The 18,767-nt window shown below is 70.8% G+C and carries 17 protein-coding genes; 11 read left to right on the forward strand and 6 right to left on the reverse strand.

The genetic code is table 11. The features are described from left to right. The first annotated feature begins 22 nt into the window (after positions 1-22). The 4 genes from G3T37_RS07990 (at position 23) to G3T37_RS08005 (ending at position 5,237) form a co-directional block, all read left to right on the forward strand. Entirely contained in the window at positions 23-1,102 is a 1,080-nt protein-coding gene (locus G3T37_RS07990) for a BMP family lipoprotein (protein ID WP_163472969.1), read from the forward strand. Between the two features lie 102 nt (positions 1,103-1,204). Continuing rightward, entirely contained in the window at positions 1,205-2,722 is a 1,518-nt protein-coding gene (locus G3T37_RS07995) for an ABC transporter ATP-binding protein (RefSeq protein WP_163472970.1), read from the forward strand. After that, on the forward strand, positions 2,719-3,945 hold the full coding sequence (locus G3T37_RS08000) for an ABC transporter permease (protein ID WP_163472971.1): 1,227 nt from the start codon (positions 2,719-2,721) through the stop codon (positions 3,943-3,945). Before G3T37_RS07995 ends, G3T37_RS08000 begins: the two co-directional genes overlap by 4 nt. Beyond that, complete coding sequence (locus G3T37_RS08005; protein ID WP_163472972.1) at positions 3,942-5,237, forward strand: ABC transporter permease; 1,296 nt, start codon at positions 3,942-3,944, stop codon at positions 5,235-5,237. The genes G3T37_RS08000 and G3T37_RS08005 overlap by 4 nt, the downstream gene beginning before the upstream one ends. A gap of 65 nt (positions 5,238-5,302) precedes the next feature. Here the strand turns inward: G3T37_RS08005 and G3T37_RS08010 are convergent, their stop codons facing one another. After that, a complete protein-coding gene (locus tag G3T37_RS08010) occupies positions 5,303-6,712 on the reverse strand; it encodes an amidohydrolase (protein ID WP_163472973.1) in 1,410 nt (469 codons plus the stop codon). 39 nt (positions 6,713-6,751) lie between these two features. On the opposite strand from G3T37_RS08010, the gene G3T37_RS08015 reads away from it, so the two are divergent. Genes G3T37_RS08015 through G3T37_RS14880 form a run of 5 tightly spaced genes read left to right on the forward strand, consistent with a single transcriptional unit; the run spans position 6,752 to position 11,159 of the window. Continuing rightward, a complete protein-coding gene (locus tag G3T37_RS08015) occupies positions 6,752-7,969 on the forward strand; it encodes an amidohydrolase family protein (protein ID WP_163472974.1) in 1,218 nt (405 codons plus the stop codon). Next, entirely contained in the window at positions 7,966-9,297 is a 1,332-nt protein-coding gene (locus G3T37_RS08020; RefSeq protein WP_174247753.1) for a thymidine phosphorylase, read from the forward strand. The genes G3T37_RS08015 and G3T37_RS08020 overlap by 4 nt, the downstream gene beginning before the upstream one ends. Before the next feature lie 57 nt (positions 9,298-9,354). Further along, positions 9,355-10,443, forward strand: a complete 1,089-nt coding sequence (locus G3T37_RS08025; protein ID WP_163472975.1) for an adenosine deaminase — start codon at positions 9,355-9,357, stop codon at positions 10,441-10,443. Beyond that, positions 10,444-10,890 (forward strand): PTS sugar transporter subunit IIA, encoded by a 447-nt coding sequence (locus G3T37_RS14875; protein ID WP_163472976.1) that lies wholly within the window; start codon positions 10,444-10,446, stop codon positions 10,888-10,890. Then, the gene (locus G3T37_RS14880; RefSeq protein ID WP_163472977.1) at positions 10,887-11,159 is read left to right on the forward strand and encodes a PTS sugar transporter subunit IIB; all 273 of its coding nucleotides are present in this window, start codon (positions 10,887-10,889) and stop codon (positions 11,157-11,159) included. The genes G3T37_RS14875 and G3T37_RS14880 overlap by 4 nt, the downstream gene beginning before the upstream one ends. Here the strand turns inward: G3T37_RS14880 and G3T37_RS08040 are convergent. From G3T37_RS08040 to G3T37_RS08050, 3 genes are read right to left on the reverse strand one after another with little or no spacing between them, the layout of a single operon-like run. Next, positions 11,128-11,694 (reverse strand): hypothetical protein, encoded by a 567-nt coding sequence (locus G3T37_RS08040; protein ID WP_163472978.1) that lies wholly within the window; start codon positions 11,692-11,694, stop codon positions 11,128-11,130. The genes G3T37_RS14880 and G3T37_RS08040 overlap by 32 nt on opposite strands. Positions 11,695-11,744: 50 nt before the next feature. Further along, complete coding sequence (locus G3T37_RS08045) at positions 11,745-13,397, reverse strand: phospho-sugar mutase (RefSeq protein WP_163472979.1); 1,653 nt, start codon at positions 13,395-13,397, stop codon at positions 11,745-11,747. After that, positions 13,394-14,230: a purine-nucleoside phosphorylase gene (locus tag G3T37_RS08050; RefSeq protein ID WP_163472980.1), complete on the reverse strand. Its 837-nt coding sequence runs from the start codon at positions 14,228-14,230 to the stop codon at positions 13,394-13,396. Before G3T37_RS08050 ends, G3T37_RS08045 begins: the two co-directional genes overlap by 4 nt. A 106-nt stretch (positions 14,231-14,336) precedes the next feature. Here G3T37_RS08050 and G3T37_RS08055 point away from each other — a divergent pair, with 106 nt between their 5' ends. Both G3T37_RS08055 and G3T37_RS08060 read left to right on the forward strand, forming a co-directional pair. Continuing rightward, positions 14,337-15,773: an NAD(P)H-quinone dehydrogenase gene (locus G3T37_RS08055; RefSeq protein ID WP_163472981.1), complete on the forward strand. Its 1,437-nt coding sequence runs from the start codon at positions 14,337-14,339 to the stop codon at positions 15,771-15,773. Continuing rightward, a complete protein-coding gene (locus G3T37_RS08060) occupies positions 15,770-16,273 on the forward strand; it encodes a hypothetical protein (protein WP_163472982.1) in 504 nt (167 codons plus the stop codon). Before G3T37_RS08055 ends, G3T37_RS08060 begins: the two co-directional genes overlap by 4 nt. Before the next feature lie 21 nt (positions 16,274-16,294). On the opposite strand, the gene G3T37_RS08065 is transcribed toward G3T37_RS08060, so the two are convergent. Beyond that, on the reverse strand, positions 16,295-18,049 hold the full coding sequence (locus tag G3T37_RS08065) for an acetyl/propionyl/methylcrotonyl-CoA carboxylase subunit alpha (protein WP_163472983.1): 1,755 nt from the start codon (positions 18,047-18,049) through the stop codon (positions 16,295-16,297). Positions 18,050-18,129: 80 nt separating this feature from the next. Beyond that, positions 18,130-18,762, reverse strand: a complete 633-nt coding sequence (locus G3T37_RS08070) for a Maf family nucleotide pyrophosphatase (protein WP_163472984.1) — start codon at positions 18,760-18,762, stop codon at positions 18,130-18,132. Positions 18,763-18,767: the final 5 nt, after the last annotated feature.

Consider the following 18,767-nt stretch of genomic DNA (forward strand, 5'->3'; position numbering starts at 1 on the left):
ACCACTCTACGGAGGACACACAATGTCAATCACATCCAAGCGCGTCGTTCTGGGCGGCCTCGCCGTCGCCAGCGCCGTCGCCCTCCTCGCCGGTTGTGCCTCGGCCCCGAAGTCCGGCACGACCACCGCGAAGTCCAGCTACCTGCCGTGTGTGATCGGTGACACCGGCGGCTTCACCGACCACTCCTTCAACCAGCTCGCCCTCGACGGCGTCGTGAAGGCGGCCAACAAGATCGGCAGCAGCTACAAGAAGCTGCAGGCGAAGAGCGCCAACGACTACGCCTCCGGCATCACGAGCCTCATCGGCGAGAAGTGCAACATCATCGCCGCTCCCGGATTCAACTTCATCGCCTCGGTGAAGGCGGCCGCAACCGCCAACCCGAAGACCAACTTCGCCATGATCGACGACAACTCGATCAACCTCCCCAACGTCAAGGACATCGTGTTCGAGACCGACGAGGCCGCGTTCCTCGGCGGCTACGCCGCGGCGAGCTACTCGAAGTCGGGCGTCGTGGCGACCTGGGGCGGTGCCGAGTACCCCTCGGTCACCATCTACATGGACGGCATCGCCGACGGCATCAAGTACTACAACCAGCAGAAGGGCAAGAACGTCAAGCTCCTCGGCTGGGACGTCGCGACCCAGAAGGGCACGTTCATCGGTAACTTCACCGACCAGAACCAGGCCAAGACGGTGACGCAGAACTTCCTCGACCAGAAGGCCGACGTGGTCATCCCCGTCGCCGGCTCGCTGTACCAGGGTGCCGCCGCCGCCATCACCGGCTCGAACAGCTCCGCGGTGCTCGAGGGCGTCGACGCCGACCTGTACAACACCGACCCGACCTACAAGTCGCTGTTCCTGCTCTCCATCCTCAAGAAGGTCGACCAGGCGAGCACCGACGTCGTCGAGGCCGCCGCGTCGAGCAAGACCTTCGACAACACGACCTACGTCGGAACCCTGAAGAACGGTGGAGTCGGCATCTCCGACTTCCACGACTACGCCTCGAAGGTCGACCCCGGCCTCGCCGGTGAGCTCGCCACCATCAAGGCGGGCATCATCGACGGTTCGATCAAGGTCGAGTCGCCGGCGACGTTCAACAAGTAACATCGATCCACACTGACGAGTGCCGGTCGGGCCGGCGATCATCGATCGCCTGCCCGGCCTGCACCGCTTAACGACAGCACCCGATTGTGAGGCGCGCTTCGCATGAAGCTCGAACTGCAGGGCATCACCAAGACCTTCGGCGCACTCGTCGCCAACGACCACATCGATCTCGAGGTCGAACCGGGGGAGATCCACTGCCTCCTCGGTGAGAACGGTGCGGGCAAGTCGACCCTCATGAACATCCTCTACGGCCTCTACCAGGCCGACGGCGGCACCATCCTTCTCGATGGCACCGCCCAGCACTTCGCAGGTCCCGGGGACGCCATGCGCGCGGGCATCGGCATGGTGCATCAGCACTTCATGCTCATCCCGGTCTTCACCGTCGCCGAGAACGTCATGCTCGGCCACGAGCAGGCCAAGCTCGGCTTCCTCGACCTCCCGGCGGCTCGCGCGAAGGTGCGCGAGATCTCCGCCCGCTTCGGCTTCGACGTCGACCCCGACGCCCTCGTGGAAGATCTGCCCGTCGGCGTGCAGCAGCGCGTCGAGATCATCAAGGCCCTCTCGCGCAATGCCCAGGTGCTCGTGTTCGACGAGCCCACCGCCGTGCTCACCCCGCAGGAGACTGACGAGCTCATGGCGATCATGCGCCAGCTCAAGGAGGCCGGCACCGCGATCGTCTTCATCACCCACAAGCTGCGCGAGGTGCGCGAGGTCGCGGACCGCATCACGGTCATCCGTCTCGGCAAGGTCGTCGGGGAGGCCTCGCCCACCGCGACGAACAGCGAGCTCGCCTCGCTCATGGTCGGGCGCTCGGTGGAGCTCACCGTCGAGAAGTCCGGCTCCGTCTCGGGCGGTCACGCGCTGACGGTCGACCACGTCACCGTCATCGACGCCCGCGGTCAGGTGGTGGTCGACGACGTGAGCTTCGAGGTGCAGGCGGGCGAGATCCTGGCCATCGCCGGGGTGCAGGGCAACGGCCAGACCGAGCTCACCGAGGCCATCCTCGGTCTCGAGGAGCACGTCACGGGCGGCATCCACCTCGATGGGCTCGACCTGCGCCAGCTCAGCATGCGCAAGATCCTGGATGCCGGGGTCGGCTTCGTGCCGGAGGACCGGCAGGAGGACGCGCTCGTCCCCGAGTTCACGATCGCCGAGAACCTCATGCTCGACCGCTCCGACGGCGAGCCCTTCGTCAAGCGCGGAACCCTGCAGCTGGGCTACCTGCGCAGCTTCGCCGCCGACAAGGTGAAGGAGTTCGATGTGCGGACGCAGGGCATCGACACGCTCGTCGGCCGGCTCTCCGGCGGGAACCAGCAGAAGGTCGTGCTCGCGCGTGAGCTCAGCCGCGAGCTGCGCCTCTTCGTCGCGGCGCAGCCCACACGGGGTCTCGACGTGGGATCCATCGAGTTCGTGCACGAGCGGATCGTGGCCACGCGCGACGCGGGGGTGCCCGTCATCGTCATCTCCACCGAGCTCGACGAGGTCGTCGCGCTCGCCGATCGCATCGCCGTCATGTACCGCGGCCGCATCGTCGGGATCGTCCCCGGCGACACGCCCCGCGACGTGCTCGGCCTCATGATGGCGGGCGAGGTCCCGCACGGAACGGAGGTCGCGGCATGACCGGCAGCGAGAACACCGCGCCCGAGAGCCGCAGCGCACGGGTGCTGCGCGAGATCGCGAGCGGGGGCGTGGCGCTCACCGTGCTGTCGGTGATCCTCGCCTTCGTCATCGGCGGCATCCTCATCGCGGCCACCGACCCGACCGTGCAGCAGACCGCCGGCTACTTCTTCGCGCGTCCCACCGACATGCTCTCCGCCGTCTGGCAGTCGGTGTCGGGGGCGTACGCCTCGCTCTTCCGCGGCGGCGTGTACGACTTCACGGCGCCCGACTTCCAGGGCGGCATCGTCTCCCTCCTGTCGAGCCTCAACTACGCCACCCCGCTCATCGCGGCGGGGCTCGGTATCGCGATCGGGTTCCGCACCGGCGTCTTCAACATCGGTGGACAGGGGCAGATGCTCATCGGGGCGACCGCGGCGGGCTGGGTCGGCTTCGCGCTGCCGCTGCCCGCGGGCATCCACCTCATCGTCGCCATCATCGCCGGGCTCCTCGGCGGCATGGTGTGGGCCGGAATCGTCGGGCTGCTCAAGGCGCGCACGGGCGCCCACGAGGTCATCGTGACGATCATGATGAACTACATCGCCCTCTACCTGCTGCAGTTCCTGCTGCACACCCCGGTGCTCCGCGCCCCCGGCTCGCAGAACCCGCAGACACCCGCCGAGAAGCCCACGGCCCTGCTGTTCTCGGTGTTCGGGCCGAACTACGACCTCAGCTTCGGATTCGTGCTCGTCGTCGCCGCGACGATCGGCTGCTGGTGGCTGCTCTCACGCTCGAGCCTCGGCTTCAAGCTGCGCGCCGTGGGGGAGAACCCGCGCGCCGCACGCGTCGCCGGGATCAACGTCAACCGCACCATCGTCTACGCGATGGCGCTCTCCGGACTCCTCGTCGGGCTCGCGGGCGTGTACCAGGTGCTCGGCCAGAACACGACCGGGTTTGGCAGCGATATCGATGCCGGGATCGGCTTCAACGCGATCACCGTGACGCTGCTCGGCCGCTCGCGTCCCTGGGGCGTGTTCGCCGCGGGAATCGTCTTCGGAATCCTGCAGGCGGGATCGAACACGATGCAGGTCGCGCAGGGCGTCGACATCGACATCGTGACGGTCATCCAGTCGATCATCGTGCTGTTCATCGCCGCGCCGCCGCTCGTGCGAGCGATCTTCCGACTCCCCGCGCCCGGCTCCCGCCCGCGCGCCGCCCGCAGCAAGAAGGTGGCTGAAGCGAAATGACGACCGCAACGACCTCGCCCGGCGCCACCGCGCCCGCCGTCCACACCGACGCGCAGCTGCTCGAGCGCAGCTGGAAGGTGCCGATCGGACTGGGCGTGTTCGCGCTCGTCGCGATCATCCTGTTCGTCGTGCTCGGGCGTGACGGCCAGTCGGTCTTCAGCTTCACGGCCAGCAACGCGAACGCCGTGCAGTTGCCGACCCTGCCGCTCGGCGCGCGGGCGACCGGCATCGTCGTCTCGGTCATCGCGGTGCTCATGGCCGCGGGGGCGGCGGTGCTCGTGCAGCGTCGCGTGCACGTGCCGCTGTGGTACGTCGCGATCTACACGCTCACGCTCGTCATCGGCTTCCTGGTCTGGACGACCACCGGCAACACGCTCCACATCACCGGGCTGCTCGTCGGATCTCTCGCGCTGAGCGCGCCGCTCATCTTCGGGGCGCTCGGCGGCGTCATCTCCGAGCGCGTCGGCGTCACCAACGTCGCGATCGAGGGCCAGCTGCTCGCGGGCGCCTTCGTGTCGGCGGTCACCGCCTCCGTCACCGGCTCCCTCGTCGCCGGGGTCATCGCCGCGATGGTGGCCGGGGTGCTCGTCTCCTTCGTGCTCGGCGCCTTCGCCGTCAAGTACGCCGTCAACCAGGTGATCGTCGGAATCGTGCTCAACGTGCTCGTGCTCGGGCTCACGACGTTCCTGTACCAGACGGTGCTCGTCAACAACCAGACGACGCTCAACACCCCGCCGCGGTTCCACAACATCGACATCCCGCTGCTCAGCCAGATCCCCGTCATCGGGCCGCTGCTGTTCAGCCAGACCGTCATCGTCTATCTCATGTACATCGCGGTCATCGCGATCTTCGTGGGGCTCTTCCGCACGCGCTGGGGTCTGCGACTCCGCGCCGTCGGCGAGCACCCCCAGGCCGCCGACACCGTCGGCATCAACGTGGCGCGCACCCGCTTCTGGAACGTGGCGCTCGCCGGGGCGATCGTGGGCCTGGGTGGCGCGTACTTCACGCTCGGCTCGGTGGGGCCGTTCAGCCAGAACATGACCAATGGCAACGGCTTCATCGCCCTCGCCGCGGTGATCTTCGGTCGCTGGGACCCGATCCGCGCCACCCTCGCGGCACTGCTGTTCGGCTTCGCCAGCAACCTGCAGAGCGTCATCAGCATCCTGGGTTCGCCGGTGCCCAATGACTTCCTGCTCATGCTCCCGTACGTCGTGACGATCTTCGCGGTCGCGGGCGTCGTCGGTCGGGTGCGCGGGCCGGCCGCGGCGGGGCGGCCCTACGTGAAGTCCTAGCCGCGCGCCGCGCGGTGTGACCCGCCGCGGGCGGGGATACGCTCGGGCGGCCCGCTCGCGTCGGACTACGGCGCGTAGTCCTGGATTCGACGGCCGTGTGAGGTGTCGCGCAGCTGCGGGATGCGCTCGTTCAGCTCGGCGATCGCGGGTTCGAGGTCGAGCGTCGTGAGCCGGTGATCCCGGACGACGACCGCACCGTCGACCAGCACGGTGGAGACGTCGCTCGACTTGACGCTCAGCACGAGTGCGGCGGCGAGGTCGTGCATCGGCTGCATGTGCGGCCCGCGGGTGTCGATGAGCACGATGTCGGCGCGGTAGCCGGGCAGCAGCCGGCCGAGCCGGTCGCCCTGGCCGAACAGCGCCGCGCTCTGGCGCGTGGCGAGGTCGAGCGCGTGCGCCGAGGTGAGCCAGGTCGCGTCGCTGTGGCGATCCTTCTCGCTGAGCGAGAGGAAGCGCATGCTCTCCAGCACATCGAGGGTGTTGTGCGAGCCGGGGCCGTCCGTGCCGACGCCCACCGTGATGCCCGCGTCGTGCAGCAGGCGCACCGGGGTGATGCCCGACTGCGCGTGCTTGAGGTACACCTTGTCGCAGCAGGCGACCGCGACGCGGTCGGCCCAGGGGGTCAGCCAGCGCAGGTCATCCTCGACGATGCCGGCGCCGTGCGCGATGATCGCACCCGTCTCGAGAATGCCCGTGCGGTGCAGCACCTCCATCGGTGTGATGCCGCGGGCGGCGAGGCTCGAGGTGGTCTGCCCGGGGCTCTCGGCCGCGTGGATGTGCGTGCGGATGCCCAGCCGCCGTGCGTGCGCCGCCGTGCGCTCGAGGTCCCCATCGTTCACGGTGTACGTCGCGTGCGGCCCCATCGCGGTGGTGATGCGGCCGCCGGCGGCCCCGTTCCATTTCTCCGCGAAGGCGGCGGATCGCTCGATCCCCTCGTCGCCCTGCGAGGAGAAGTAGGTCTCGGCGAGGAGCGCCCGTGCCCCGCTGCGCTCGACCACGCCGGCGATCTCCTCCATCGAGAAGTAGTGGTCGGCGAAGCTGGTGACCCCGGCGAGCAGCATCTCGCCGACGGCGAGCTCCGCGCCGAGCCGCACGTCGCGCGGGGTCATGTTCACTTCCATCGGCCAGATGTGGTCGTTGAACCAGGTGCTCGTGACGACGTCCTCGGCCGAGTTGCGGAACATCGTCATCGCCGAGTGGGTGTGCGAGTTCATGAGCCCGGGGATCGCGACGTGGCCCGCACCGTCGATGAGCTCGGCGCCGTCGCGCTCGGCCGCGCTGACCTCGGCCGTGGGGCGCACCCAGAGGATGACGCCGCCCGCGATTCCGATCGCGTGGTCGGCGAGCAGGTGAACGGTGCCGCGGGCCGCCGTGTCATCGGCGGGGAGGGCGGGATAGCCCGGCGCGGCGGCCTCCGTGTGGGTGAGGACGGTGGCCCCCAGGATGATCGTTTCGGGCTTCTCGTCCGGCTCCATCGGCCAATTCTACGAGCGCCCCCGTGGGAGACTGGAGCCATGACCGACCGACTCACGGGCCTCGATGTGTGGGATGGGGAGCGGTACCTCGGCGCCGCGACCCTGGAGTGGAGCGCTCGCGGAACGGACGCGGTCTTCGACACGGTCGAGACGACCGGCGCGGGGGCGCGCGGCGGGCTCACGGTCATCCCGGGCCTCATCGACACCCATGTGCACCTGATCGGCTACGCCGGTGCCGGCCGCCCCGACTTTCTCACCTGGCCGCTCGTCACTCGACCGGAGGAGCAGGTGCTGCACGGGCTCGCGCACGCGCGGTCGGGCCTGGCCGCGGGCGTGACGACGATGCGCGACCTCTCGGCCGACGACGTGCAGTTCTCGCTGCGCCGCGCGATCGACGGGGGCATCGTCGAGGGGCCGCGTCTGCTCGCCCACGGGATGGTCGGCATGACGGCGGGCCACGGCGATCTGTTCATCCCTCCGGCCTTTCCGCTGCGGAAGCCGACCGCCGACGGTCCGGACGCCTGCCGCGCCCTCGTGCGGCAGTACGCCCGCGCGGGAGCGGACGGCATCAAGATCGCGACGAGCGGCGGGGTGCTCTCGGTGGGCGACAAGGCGAGCTGGCGCAACCACACGCGCGCCGAGATCGCGGCGATCGTCGATGAGGCGCACGCCCTGTCGATGCGCGTCGCCGCGCACGCCCACACGGCGGAGGGCATCGCGATCGCGCTCGACGAGGGCGTCGACTCCCTCGAGCACGCCACCCTCATGACGCCCGAGCTCGCCGATCGAGCCGTCCGCGCGGGGGTCACGGTCGCCCCCACGCTGCTCATCAACGAGGTGATCGCGGCCGGCGGCGCCGGTGCCTCCGCCGAGCAGGCCGAGAAGGCCGCCGAGCTCGTCGGTCGCCGGGATGCCCTGCTCCGGTCGGCCGCCGATGCCGGGGTGGATTTCGTGCTCGGCACCGACGCGAACGGTCACCACGTGCGGTTCGGCGATCAGCCGGCCGAGGTGCGGCGCATGGCCGAGATCTTCGGCTGGGGCGCCGAGCGGGCGCTCGCCGCCGCCACCTCGCGTGCCGCCGCGGCGATCGGGCGCGGATCGAGTCTGGGGCGGATCGCGCCGGGCTTCGCGGCCGATTTCGTCGTTCTGCGCGGGGCGCCCTGGGCCGACATCCGCGAGCTCTCGGTCGACCGCATCGTCGCCGTCGTCTCCCGCGGCCGTGTGGTCGCGGGCTCCCTGGAAGGGCTGTCACTGTGAGCGCCACCGAGGTCACCCCCGCCGAACCGTCGGCGATCGAACCCTTCGACGTCGTCGACCTGATCCGCACGAAGCGCGATCGCGGCACGCTGAGCACCGCGCAGATCGACTGGTTGGTCGACGCGTACACCCGTGGCTACGTCGCCGACGAGCAGATGTCCGCGATGACGATGGCCATCTTCCTCAACGGCATGGGGCGCGAGGAGATCCGCGACCTCACGCTCGCCATGGTCGCCAGCGGCGACCGACTCGACTTCAGCGGCCTGCACCGGAAGACGACCGACAAGCACTCCACCGGAGGGGTCGGCGACAAGATCACCCTGCCGCTCGCGCCCCTCGTCGCGTCGTTCGGCGTCGCTGTTCCGCAGCTCTCCGGTCGCGGGCTCGGGCACACCGGTGGCACGCTCGACAAGCTCGAGAGCATCCCCGGGTGGCGTGCCCGACTCAGCACCGACGAGTTCTACGCCCAGCTGGACGCGGTGGGCGCCGTGGTGTGTGCGGCGGGCGCCCGGCTCGCCCCCGCCGACGGCAAGCTCTACGCCCTTCGCGACATCACCGGCACGGTGGAGGCGATCCCGCTCATCGCCTCCTCGATCATGAGCAAGAAGATCGCGGAGGGCACCGCGGCGCTCGTGCTCGACGTCAAGTTCGGCTCGGGGGCGTTCATCCAGGACCCGGCCCGCGGGCGGGAGCTCGCCGAGACGATGGTGCGGCTCGGCACCGACGCCGGGGTGCGAACCGTCGCACTGCTCACCAACATGAACGTGCCGCTCGGGCTCGCGATCGGCAACGCCAACGAGGTGCGCGAGTCGGTCGAGGTACTCGCGGGCGGGGGTCCCGCCGACGTCGTCGAGCTCACGATCGCCCTCGCGCGCGAGATGCTCGCCACCGCGGGGGTCACCGACGCCGACGTCGAGGCCGCCCTCGCCGACGGGCGGGCGATGGACACCTGGCGGCGGATGATCGCGGCACAGGGCGGCGACCCCGATGCCGCTCTGCCCCAGCCCCGCGAGTCGCAGCTCGTCACCGCACCGCGCGGCGGCCGGCTGGTCGAGCAGCATGCCCTGCCCTTCGGGATCGCCGCGTGGCGGCTGGGCGCGGGCCGGGCCCGCCAGCAGGACCCGGTGCACCACGCCGCCGGCATCGACCTGCACGCCAAGCCGGGCGACCTCGTCACCGCCGGCCAGCCCCTGTTCACCCTGCACAGCGACGAGCCCGCCCGCTTCGCCCGCGCTCTCGAGGCGCTCGAGGGCGCGTGGCGGATCGGCGACCCCGAGGAGGCCCCGCAGACCGGCGGCCCGCTCATCGCCGGCCGCGTCGGGGAGTGACCGTGCTCACAGCATCCGTGGTGCTGGCGCGACGGGCGCGACGGTAGATTTGAGACCATGACTGCCCTCGACATCACGAGCCTGCCGAAGGTCTCCCTCCACGATCACCTCGACGGCGGTCTGCGCCCGCAGACCATCCTCGAGCTGGCCGACGAGGTGGGCCTCGAGACTCCCGCCGCCGACGCCGAGGCGCTGCAGGCCTGGTTCGACGAGAAGAGCGACTCCGGTTCGCTCGTCGAGTACCTGAAGACCTTCGACCTCACCACCGGCGTGATGCAGACCACGGATGCCCTTGCCCGGGTCGCCCGCGAGTTCGTGCAGGATCTCGGCGCCGACGGCGTCGTCTACGGCGAGATCCGCTGGGCCCCGGAGCAGCACCTGCAGCGGGGCCTCTCCCTCGACGACGTCGTGGAGGCCGTGCAGTCGGGCCTCGACGAGGGCGTCGCCGACGTGGAGGCGACCGGGCGCCGGATCCGGGTCGGTCAGCTCGTGAGCGCGATGCGTCACCTCGATCGCGGCCTCGAGATCGCCCAGCTCGCGGTGCGCCACCGCGATCGCGGCGTGGTCGGCTTCGACATCGCGGGGCCGGAGGACGGCTTCGCCCCCGAGCGCATGCGCGACGCCTTCGACTACTTGGCCCGCGAGTTCATGCCGCGCACGGTTCACGCGGGCGAGGCGGCGGGGCTCGCGAGCATCCGATCCGCCCTGTTCGACGGCCGCGCGATGCGGCTCGGCCACGGCGTGCGCATCGCGGAAGACATCACGACGGCGCGCGAGGACGGCGACAGCACCTACGTCACGCTCGGCCCGGTCGCCCAGTGGGTGAAGGACCGCGAGATCGCGCTCGAGACCAGCCCCAGCTCCAATCTGCAGACGGGGGCGATCGCGCAGTGGGGTGACGAGCTGATCGATCATCCCTTCGACCTGCTCTATCAGCTGGGGTTCGCGGTGACCGTCAACACCGACAACCGCCTGCAGAGCCACACCACCCTCAGCCGCGAGCTCGGGCTCCTCGTCGACACCTTCGGGTACGACCTCGACGACCTCGCCGCATTCCAGCTCAATGCCGCGACCGCCGCCTTCCTCTCGCTCGACGACCGACAGGACCTCGTCGACCAGATCGTCGACGGGTTCGAGCGAGCCTAGATGTCGCTGCCGCCGATCCCCGCCGAGGCCATCGCCCTCGATGTCGTCGCGAGCGACTGGCGGTCCGCCGTGCGCGCGGGCGGGGCGGCGCTCACGCGGGCGGGCATCGCCAAGGCGAGCTACGCCGACGAGATGGTGCGGATGATCGAGGAGCACGGTCCCTACGTCGTGATCGCCCCCGGTCTCGCGCTCGCCCACGCGCGCCCCGGCCCCGAGGTGCTTCGCGAGGGCGTCTCCGTCGTCACGCTGCAGACGCCGGTCACCTTCGGTCACCCCTACAACGACCCGGTGAGCGTCGTGCTCTCGCTCGCGGTCGTCTCGGCCGACGCGCACATCGCGCTCGTCGCCGAACTCGCCAACATCTTCAACGACTCGGATGCGATCGCCGGGCTCACGGGTGCCACCTCGGTCGCCGAGGTGCAACGGATCATGGGGGTCGCGGAGTGAAGATCGTCGCCATCTGCGGGGCCGGGATCGGCTCGAGCGGGATTCTGAAGGTCAACGCCGAGCGGGTTCTGCAGCGACTCGGGCTGGAGGCTGAGGTGAGCGCGGTGCACCTCGCGTCACTTCAGCGCGACGCGGCGGGGGCGCAGATCATCCTGACGAGCCCCGAGTTCGTGGAGGCGATCGGCAAGACGAACGCCGACATCATCGTCGTGCACAACTACTTCGACACCAACGAGCTCAGCGAGAAGCTGGAAGCGGCGCTGGGCTGACCTCGCCCGCCGCTGTGGCCCGCGAGCGAAGGACGAGCGCCGCGATCCCCACGCCGATCACGCCGACGAGACTGATGAGGGGCAGTTCGACGAGGATGCTCAGCACGCCGAGAACGATGCGCGCGCCCAGCCCGACCCCGGAGGAGACCGCCGCGGAGGTGCCGACGACGATGCCGAGGATCGCGGCGAGCCAGCCGACGACGAGGAACCCCAGCCAGCTCGACTCGAAGCCGTTGACGGCGACGAACCCGGTGCCCGCGGAACCGAACAGCCAGGCGAGCCCCGCGAGGTCGAGCCCCGCGTAGGCGATTCCCGCGAGCGCGAGCAGCGCCCAGCGCCGCCGCGGGGAGACGTCGAGCAGCATGCGCACGAGCGCGTCGGTCGCGAACACCGCGCTCGCGATGCCGAGCACGATGACGGCGATCGCGACCCCGACTCCGCCCGGCACGGCCGCGACGAGCACGGCGGAGACCAGCGAGAGCACGAGCGCGACGAGCGCGGGGCCGATCGCCCCCGACCACCATCTCGCGTTCATCGCCCCAGTAAACCACCGTCGGGGTCATCCCCGGGGATGATCCGATCGCGTCAGGCGATGAGCGCGCGCATCCCGGCGTCGAGCGCGGCGACCTTCGCGCCCGCGTCGGCGAGACGCTCGCGGGCCGATCCGGTCGTGCTCGAGGCGTCGATGTAGACCTTGAGCTTGGGCTCGGTGCCACTCGGCCGCACGATGATGCGCGAGCCGTCGTCCGTCCACAGCCGCAGGATGTCGCTCGGCGCGAACTCCCCGAACCCGCCTGCGAAGTCGTCGACGCGGATGACCGGCCTCCCGCCGATCGCGCCCGGGGGCTGCGCCCGCAGCCGCGCCATGATCCGCGGAATCTCGGCCAGGTCATCCACCCGCAGCGAGATCTGCGAGGAGGCGTAGCCGCCGAACAGGGCCGCGAACGCCTCCGCGTGCCGGGCGAGCGTGATGTCACCGGACTTCAGCTCGCTCGCGAGCGCGAGGAGGTCGACCGCCGCGGAGATGCCGTCCTTGTCGCGCACCACCTGGGGGTCGACGAGGTAGCCGAGCGCCTCCTCGTAGCCGTAGGCGAGCCCCGGCACGCGCGAGATCCACTTGAAGCCGGTGAGCGTCTCGACGTGCCGGAGGCCGAAGTGCGCGGCGACGGCGGCGAGCGCCGGACTGCTGACGATCGAGCAGGCGAGCACGCGGTCGCCGCCGAGGGCCGAGGCGCGCAGGGCGGATCGCCAGCCGAGCAGCCAGCCGACCTCGTTGCCGCTCAGCCGCACCCAGCCGTCCTCGGTCGGGATGCCCACCGCGAGCCGGTCGGCATCCGGGTCGTTCGCGATCACGAGCTCGGCGCCCACTCGCGCGGCCGTCTCGAAGGCGAGGTCCATGGCGCCCGGCTCCTCCGGGTTGGGAAAGGCGACCGTGGGGAAGGCGGGGTCCGGCGCGATCTGCGCCTCGACGAGCGTCGGCTCGGCGAAGCCCGCGCGGGCGAAGACCTGCTGGGCGGTCTCCCACCCGACGCCGTGCATGGCGGTGTACACGAAGGAGACCGGGGTGGTCGGCGGGGCGACGAGCGCCGCGGTGGCGGAGACGTAGGCCGCGATCACCGACTCCTCGGCGATGCGGTAGGTGCTCGACCGCGGGAGGTCGACGATGCTGCCGGCCGCGACTCGGGTGATGTGGGCGGCGATCGCGCCGTCCGCCGGCGGCACGATCTGCGAGCCGGCGTCCGCACCGCCGAGGTAGACCTTGTAGCCGTTGTCGGAGGCCGGGTTGTGGCTCGCGGTCACCATCACGCCGGCGCTCGCGTCGAGGTGGCGCACCGCGAAGGCGAGCACCGGCGTCGGCAGGAGTCGGGGCAGCAGGGTGGTGGTGACGCCGGCGCCCGCCATGATCTCGGCGGTGTCGCGCGCGAAAGCGGCGGAGCCCGTTCGTCCGTCGTAGCCGATGACGATGCTCGGGGTCGCCTCTCGCTCGAGCAGGAAGGCGGCGAGACCGGCCGCCGCCTGGGAGACCAGCACGCGGTTCATCCGGTTGGGGCCTGCCCCGAGCGCGCCGCGGAGACCCGCGGTGCCGAAGGCGAGGCGCGTGCGGAAGCGGTCATCCAGCTCGGCGGTCGCGGCCGGGTCGCCCGCGGTCGCGCCGTCGATGAGGGCGCTGAGCTCAGCCCTCGTGCTCGCGTCCGGGTCTTGCGCGAGCCAGGCCCGCGCCGCCTCGATGGTGCTCATAGTTTGGCGACGATCCTCGCGAGCAGCGCGCTGATCACGGGCTCGGCGGCCTGGCCCGCCTCGAGCACCTCGGCGTGGCTGAGCGGTGTGGTCTGGATCCCCGCCGCGAGATTCGTGATGAGCGACATCCCCAGCACCTCCATGCCCGCCTGTCGGGCCGCGATCGCCTCGAGCGCGGTCGACATGCCCACGATGTGGCCGCCGATCGTGCGGGCCATCCGCACCTCGGCCGGCGTCTCGTAGTGCGGTCCGCGGAACTGGCAGTACACGCCCTCGTCGAGGCTCGGGTCGACGCGGCGGGCGATCGCGCGCAGTCGCTCAGAGTACAGATCGGTGAGGTCGACGAAGGTCGCGCCCTCGAGCGGCGAGTCCGCCGTGAGGTTGATGTGGTCGCTGATGAGCACCGGCTGCCCGGGCGTCCAGCTCTCCCTGATCCCGCCCGCGCCGTTCGTGAGGATCATCGTCGTCGCGCCGGCCGCGGCCGCCGTGCGCACGCTGTGCACCACCCGCCGCACCCCGTGCCCCTCGTAGTAGTGGGTGCGCGCACCGATGACGAGCGCCCGCTTACCGCTCGGCAGCAGCACCGAGCGCAGCGTGCCGACGTGCCCGCTGAGCGCGGGCGCGCTGAAGCCGAGGATCTCGGCGGCGGGGATCGTCGCGGTCGTCTCGCCGATGAGGTCGGCGGCCTTGGCCCACCCGCTGCCGAGGGTGAGGGCGATGTCGTGACGGGCGACTCCGGTGCGCTCGGCGATCTGCCGGGCGGCCTGCCGGGCGATCTCGAACGGGTCGGTCTGGGGGTTGTCGAGCGGATGCTCGGGCGTCGTCGTCGGCATAGACCAACACTAATTCGTGCCGCACGCTGCCGCCGCTCCCCGTGCGGCCGGATCGGTGGCGCGCGGGTGGTTTGGTCGCCGTCTGGCGATCCGGAACAATGGCTGCATGTCCTATGAGTTCGAGCGCAAGCAGCGCATTGCGATTGTCGGCGGCGGCCCCGGTGGCTACGAGGCGGCCCTCGCGGGTGCGCAGCTCGGGGCGGAGGTGACGCTCGTCGAGCGGGTCGGGGTCGGCGGCAGCGCCGTGCTCACCGATGTCGTGCCCTCGAAGACGCTGATCGCGACCGCCGAGGCCACGAGCGCGATCGGTGAGGCCGCCGAACTCGGGGTGCAGTTCTTCACGCGCAACGACGCCGGGCGCCCCGTGCGTCCCGAGGTCACCGTCAACTTCACGGCCGTCAACGCCCGGCTGCTGCGCCTCGCCCGCCAGCAGTCGGAGGACATGAAGTCGCAGCTCATCAAGGCTGGCGTGCGCGTGATCCAGGGCGAGGGCCGGCTCGACGGACCCCAGCGCGTGATCGTCTCGACGGGCGGCGGCGCCAAGTCCACCGACTTCGACGAGATCGACGCCGACACCATCGTCGTCTCGGTCGGTGCGCGCCCCCGCGAGCTCGACTCGGCCAAGCCGGACGGCGAGCGCATCCTCACCTGGACCCAGCTCTACACGCTCACCGAGGCGCCGGAGCACCTCATCGTCGTCGGTTCCGGCGTGACCGGCGCCGAGTTCGCGTCGGCCTTCACCAACCTCGGCTCCAAGGTGACCCTCATCTCCAGCCGCGATCAGGTGCTGCCGGGCGAGGACGCGGACGCCGCCCGCGTGATCGAGGACGTCTTCACCCGCAACGGCATGGAGGTGCTCTCCAAGAGCCGCGCCGACTCCGTCGTCCGCACCCCCAACGGCGTCGTGGCCACCCTGTCGGACGGCCGAAAGGTCGAGGGCTCGCACTGCCTCATGGCCGTCGGCGCCATCCCCAACACCGCCGGCATCGGCCTGGAGGAGGCCGGCGTGCAGCTCACCGACAGCGGCCACATCCGGGTGAACCGGGTCGCCCGCACCTCGATGCCGTCCATCTACGCCGCGGGCGACTGCAGCGACTTCATGCCGCTCGCCTCCGTCGCGTCGATGCAGGGCCGCACCGCCGTGTTCCACGCGATGGGCGACGCGGTCAACCCGACCGAACTGCGCAACATCACCTCGAACATCTTCACCAACCCCGAGATCGCCACCGTCGGCTGGACCCAGAAGCAGATCGAGGACGGCATCGCCCAGGGCGAGATCTACAAGCTGCCGCTCTCCTCCAACCCGCGGGCCAAGATGATCGGGCTGCGCGACGGCTTCGTGAAGCTGTTCGCCCGCACCGGTTCGGGCACCGTGATCGGCGGCGTGATCGTCGCGCCCCGCGCCTCCGAGCTCATCCTGCCGATCGCGCTCGCCGTCGAGCACCGCCTCACCGTCGACCAGTTGGCGCGCGCCTTCTCCGTCTACCCCTCGCTGACGGGCAGCATCACCGATGCGGCGCGGGCCATGCACATCGTCAATTGACTCTCCCTCGCCCCCTCGCCCGGGCCGCCGCGCCCCTCGCGCTCGTCGCCGCGCTGTGCGGATGCTCGGCGCTTGGCCTGGGTCGCCCCAGCCCCACGCCCAGCGCGCTCCCCGACGTGACCGAGACATTCCTCGCTCCGCCGACGCCGACGCCCACCCCCACGGCCGCGGTGAGTGCGCCCGCGCGCGTGGGCTCGGGGACGATCATCCTGCAGCTCGTCGACGTGCACGGCGCGAAGCTCGCGCTCAACCTCGTGTACGTGTACGCGAGCGACGCCGACAACACCTTCCTGGTGAGCAGCTACACCGACGCGAAGGGCCGCGCGACGATCCGTTCGGTGCCGGCGGGCACGCGGATGGAGATCGGGACGATCCTCGACCGGCACTCGAAGTACGGCAACGCCTCGAAGGACATCGCGGCGATCGCCGCGGGGTCGGTCGTGAAGCAGACCCTGGTGATGGTCAAGGATCCGGCCGCGGCCGCGACCCCGTCGGGGTGAGACCCCGCCCCGCGGCGGAGGCTAGTCGGCGATCGTCAGCAGCAGGTGGCCCGAGGAGACGGTCGCGCCCACCTCGGCGTTGATGCCGGTGACGGTGCCGTCCTTGTGGGCGGTGATCGGCTGCTCCATCTTCATGGCCTCGAGCACGAGCACGAGGTCGCCCTTCACCACCCGCTCGCCCTCGCCGACCGCGATCTTCACGACCGTGGCCTGCATGGGCGAGGTGACGGCATCCCCGGTGACGGTGCTCACCGCGCCGCCGCCGCGACGGCGGGGAGCGGGCGCGTTCGCCACACTCGCCGAGGAGGGCAGCAGCTGGGTCGGCAGCGAGACGGCGATGCGCTTGCCCTCGACCTCCACGACGACCGTGTGGCGCGGTGCCGCGCCGGTGGTGTCGTGCTCCAGCTCGCCGTTCCACGGCTCGATGTCGTTGTCGAACTCGGTCTCGATCCAGCGCGTGTACACCCGGAAGGGCTCGTCGGTGAAGGCGGGGTCGCGAACGATCTTGCGGTGGAAGGGCAGCACGGTGGGCAAGCCCGCGACCTCGAACTCGTCGAGGGCGCGGCGCGCGCGCTCGAGGGCGTCCGTGCGGTCGGAGCCCGTGACGATGAGCTTCGCGAGGAGGGAGTCGAAGGCGCCGCTGATGACGTCGCCGGTCGTGACGCCGCTGTCGACCCGCACGCCGGGGCCGCCGGGGAACCGCAGCACGTGGACGGGGCCGGGGGAGGGCATGAAGTTGCGGCCCGCATCCTCGCCATTGATGCGGAACTCGAAGGAGTGGCCCTTCGGTGCCGGGTCGTCGTAGTCGAGGAGCCCGCCCTCGGCGATGCGGAACTGCTCGCGCACGAGGTCGATGCCGGTGACCTCCTCCGAGACCGGGTGCTCGACCTGCAGGCGGGTGTTCACCTCGAGGAAGGAGATCGTGCCGTCCTTCGCGACCAGGAACTCGCAGGTGCCGGCTCCGACGTAGCCGACCTCCTTCAGGATCGCCTTTGAGGCGGTGTAGAGGGCGGCGTTCTGCTCGGCGCTCAGGAACGGCGCGGGAGCCTCCTCGACGAGCTTCTGGTGGCGGCGCTGGAGCGAGCAGTCGCGGGTGGAGATGACGACGACGGTGCCCGCGGAGTCGGCGAGGCACTGGGTCTCGACGTGCCGGGGCTGGTCGAGGTACTTCTCGACGAAGCACTCGCCGCGTCCGAAGGCCGCGACCGCCTCACGCGTCGCGGAGTCGAAGAGCTCGGGAACCTCCTCGCGGGTGCGCGCGACCTTGAGCCCGCGTCCACCCCCGCCGAACGCCGCCTTGATGGCGACGGGGAGACCGTGCACGTCGACGAAATCGAGCACCTCGTCCGCGCCGGAGACCGGATTGAGCGTGCCGGGGGCGAGCGGGGCGCCGACCTTCTCGGCGATGTGGCGCGCCGAGACCTTGTCGCCGAGCTGCTCGATCGCCTCCGGGGAGGGGCCGATCCAGATGATGCCGGCGTCGATGACCGCGCGGGCGAAGTCGGCGTTCTCGGCGAGGAAGCCGTAGCCGGGGTGCACCGCGTTCGCGCCGGAGCGGCGGGCGATGGAAAGGATCTTGTCGATCACGAGGTAGGTCTCGGCGCTCGTCGTGCCCTCGAGCGCGTAGGCCTCGTCGGCGAGCTTGACGTGCCGGGCATCCCGGTCCTGGTCGGCGTAGACGGCGACGGAGGCGATGCCGCTGTCGCGGGCGGCGCGGATGACGCGCACGGCGATCTCTCCGCGGTTGGCGATCAGTACCTTGTGGATTCGAGCCATAATGACCCAGCCTATTGGGCGGCAAGAGCCACCCTTTTGGGGACACCCTCCAAAAAGGCAGGATGACCCGCGCAGCATGCCTACAAGCGCGGGCCCCACAGCGCGGGCCATGACACCCCGAACGGCAGGAGCAGTTCCCGCACCATCGACACCGACAGCCCGACCACCGCGTGCGGGTCGCCCCGCACCTCGGTGATGAACGCGGCGCCGAGGCTGTCGATCGTGAAGGCGCCCGCGACCTCGAGCGGCTCGCCCGTCGCGATGTAGGCGTCGATCTCGTGCTCGGTGATGCTCGACGCGAAGCGCACGTGCGCCGAGGAGACGTCGCCTCCGACGCCCGCGGCCACACCGCCGCGGTGGTCGATCACCCAGTGACCGGAGTGCAGCACGCCCTCGCGGCCGCGCTGGGCGAGCCAGCGCTCGCGCGCGACGGCCGGCTCGTGCGGCTTGCCGTAGGCGACCCCGTCGAGCTCGAACATGGAGTCCCCGCCGAGGATGATCCCGTCGATCGGCTCGTCGTCGACCGTGCGGCCGACGACGGCCTCGGCCTTGAGGCGGGCGAGAAGGAGCACCGTCTCCTCGGTGGTGAGGTCGCCCGCGGCGGCGACCGCCGCATCCTCATCGACCCCGGAGGAGAGCAGCACGGGTTCGACGCCCGCCGCGCGCAGGGTGGCGAGTCGGGCCGGAGAGGTGGAGGCAAGGTACAGGCGCACGCGGG

Origin of the sequence: Galbitalea soli, from assembly GCF_010686725.1 — a bacterium.
In the GTDB taxonomy this organism is placed as follows: Bacteria; Actinomycetota; Actinomycetes; order Actinomycetales; family Microbacteriaceae; genus Galbitalea; species Galbitalea soli.

Coding starts and splice junctions, on each gene's coding strand:
- G3T37_RS07990 (WP_163472969.1), top strand. CDS start 23: ATGTCAATCACATCCAAGCGCGTCGTTCTGGGCGGCCTCGCCGTCGCC.
- G3T37_RS07995 (WP_163472970.1), top strand. CDS start 1,205: ATGAAGCTCGAACTGCAGGGCATCACCAAGACCTTCGGCGCACTCGTC.
- G3T37_RS08000 (WP_163472971.1), top strand. CDS start 2,719: ATGACCGGCAGCGAGAACACCGCGCCCGAGAGCCGCAGCGCACGGGTG.
- G3T37_RS08005 (WP_163472972.1), top strand. CDS start 3,942: ATGACGACCGCAACGACCTCGCCCGGCGCCACCGCGCCCGCCGTCCAC.
- G3T37_RS08010 (WP_163472973.1), bottom strand. CDS start 6,712: ATGGAGCCGGACGAGAAGCCCGAAACGATCATCCTGGGGGCCACCGTC.
- G3T37_RS08015 (WP_163472974.1), top strand. CDS start 6,752: ATGACCGACCGACTCACGGGCCTCGATGTGTGGGATGGGGAGCGGTAC.
- G3T37_RS08025 (WP_163472975.1), top strand. CDS start 9,355: ATGACTGCCCTCGACATCACGAGCCTGCCGAAGGTCTCCCTCCACGAT.
- G3T37_RS14875 (WP_163472976.1), top strand. CDS start 10,444: ATGTCGCTGCCGCCGATCCCCGCCGAGGCCATCGCCCTCGATGTCGTC.
- G3T37_RS08040 (WP_163472978.1), bottom strand. CDS start 11,694: ATGAACGCGAGATGGTGGTCGGGGGCGATCGGCCCCGCGCTCGTCGCG.
- G3T37_RS08045 (WP_163472979.1), bottom strand. CDS start 13,397: ATGAGCACCATCGAGGCGGCGCGGGCCTGGCTCGCGCAAGACCCGGAC.
- G3T37_RS08050 (WP_163472980.1), bottom strand. CDS start 14,230: ATGCCGACGACGACGCCCGAGCATCCGCTCGACAACCCCCAGACCGAC.
- G3T37_RS08055 (WP_163472981.1), top strand. CDS start 14,337: ATGTCCTATGAGTTCGAGCGCAAGCAGCGCATTGCGATTGTCGGCGGC.
- G3T37_RS08065 (WP_163472983.1), bottom strand. CDS start 18,049: ATGGCTCGAATCCACAAGGTACTGATCGCCAACCGCGGAGAGATCGCC.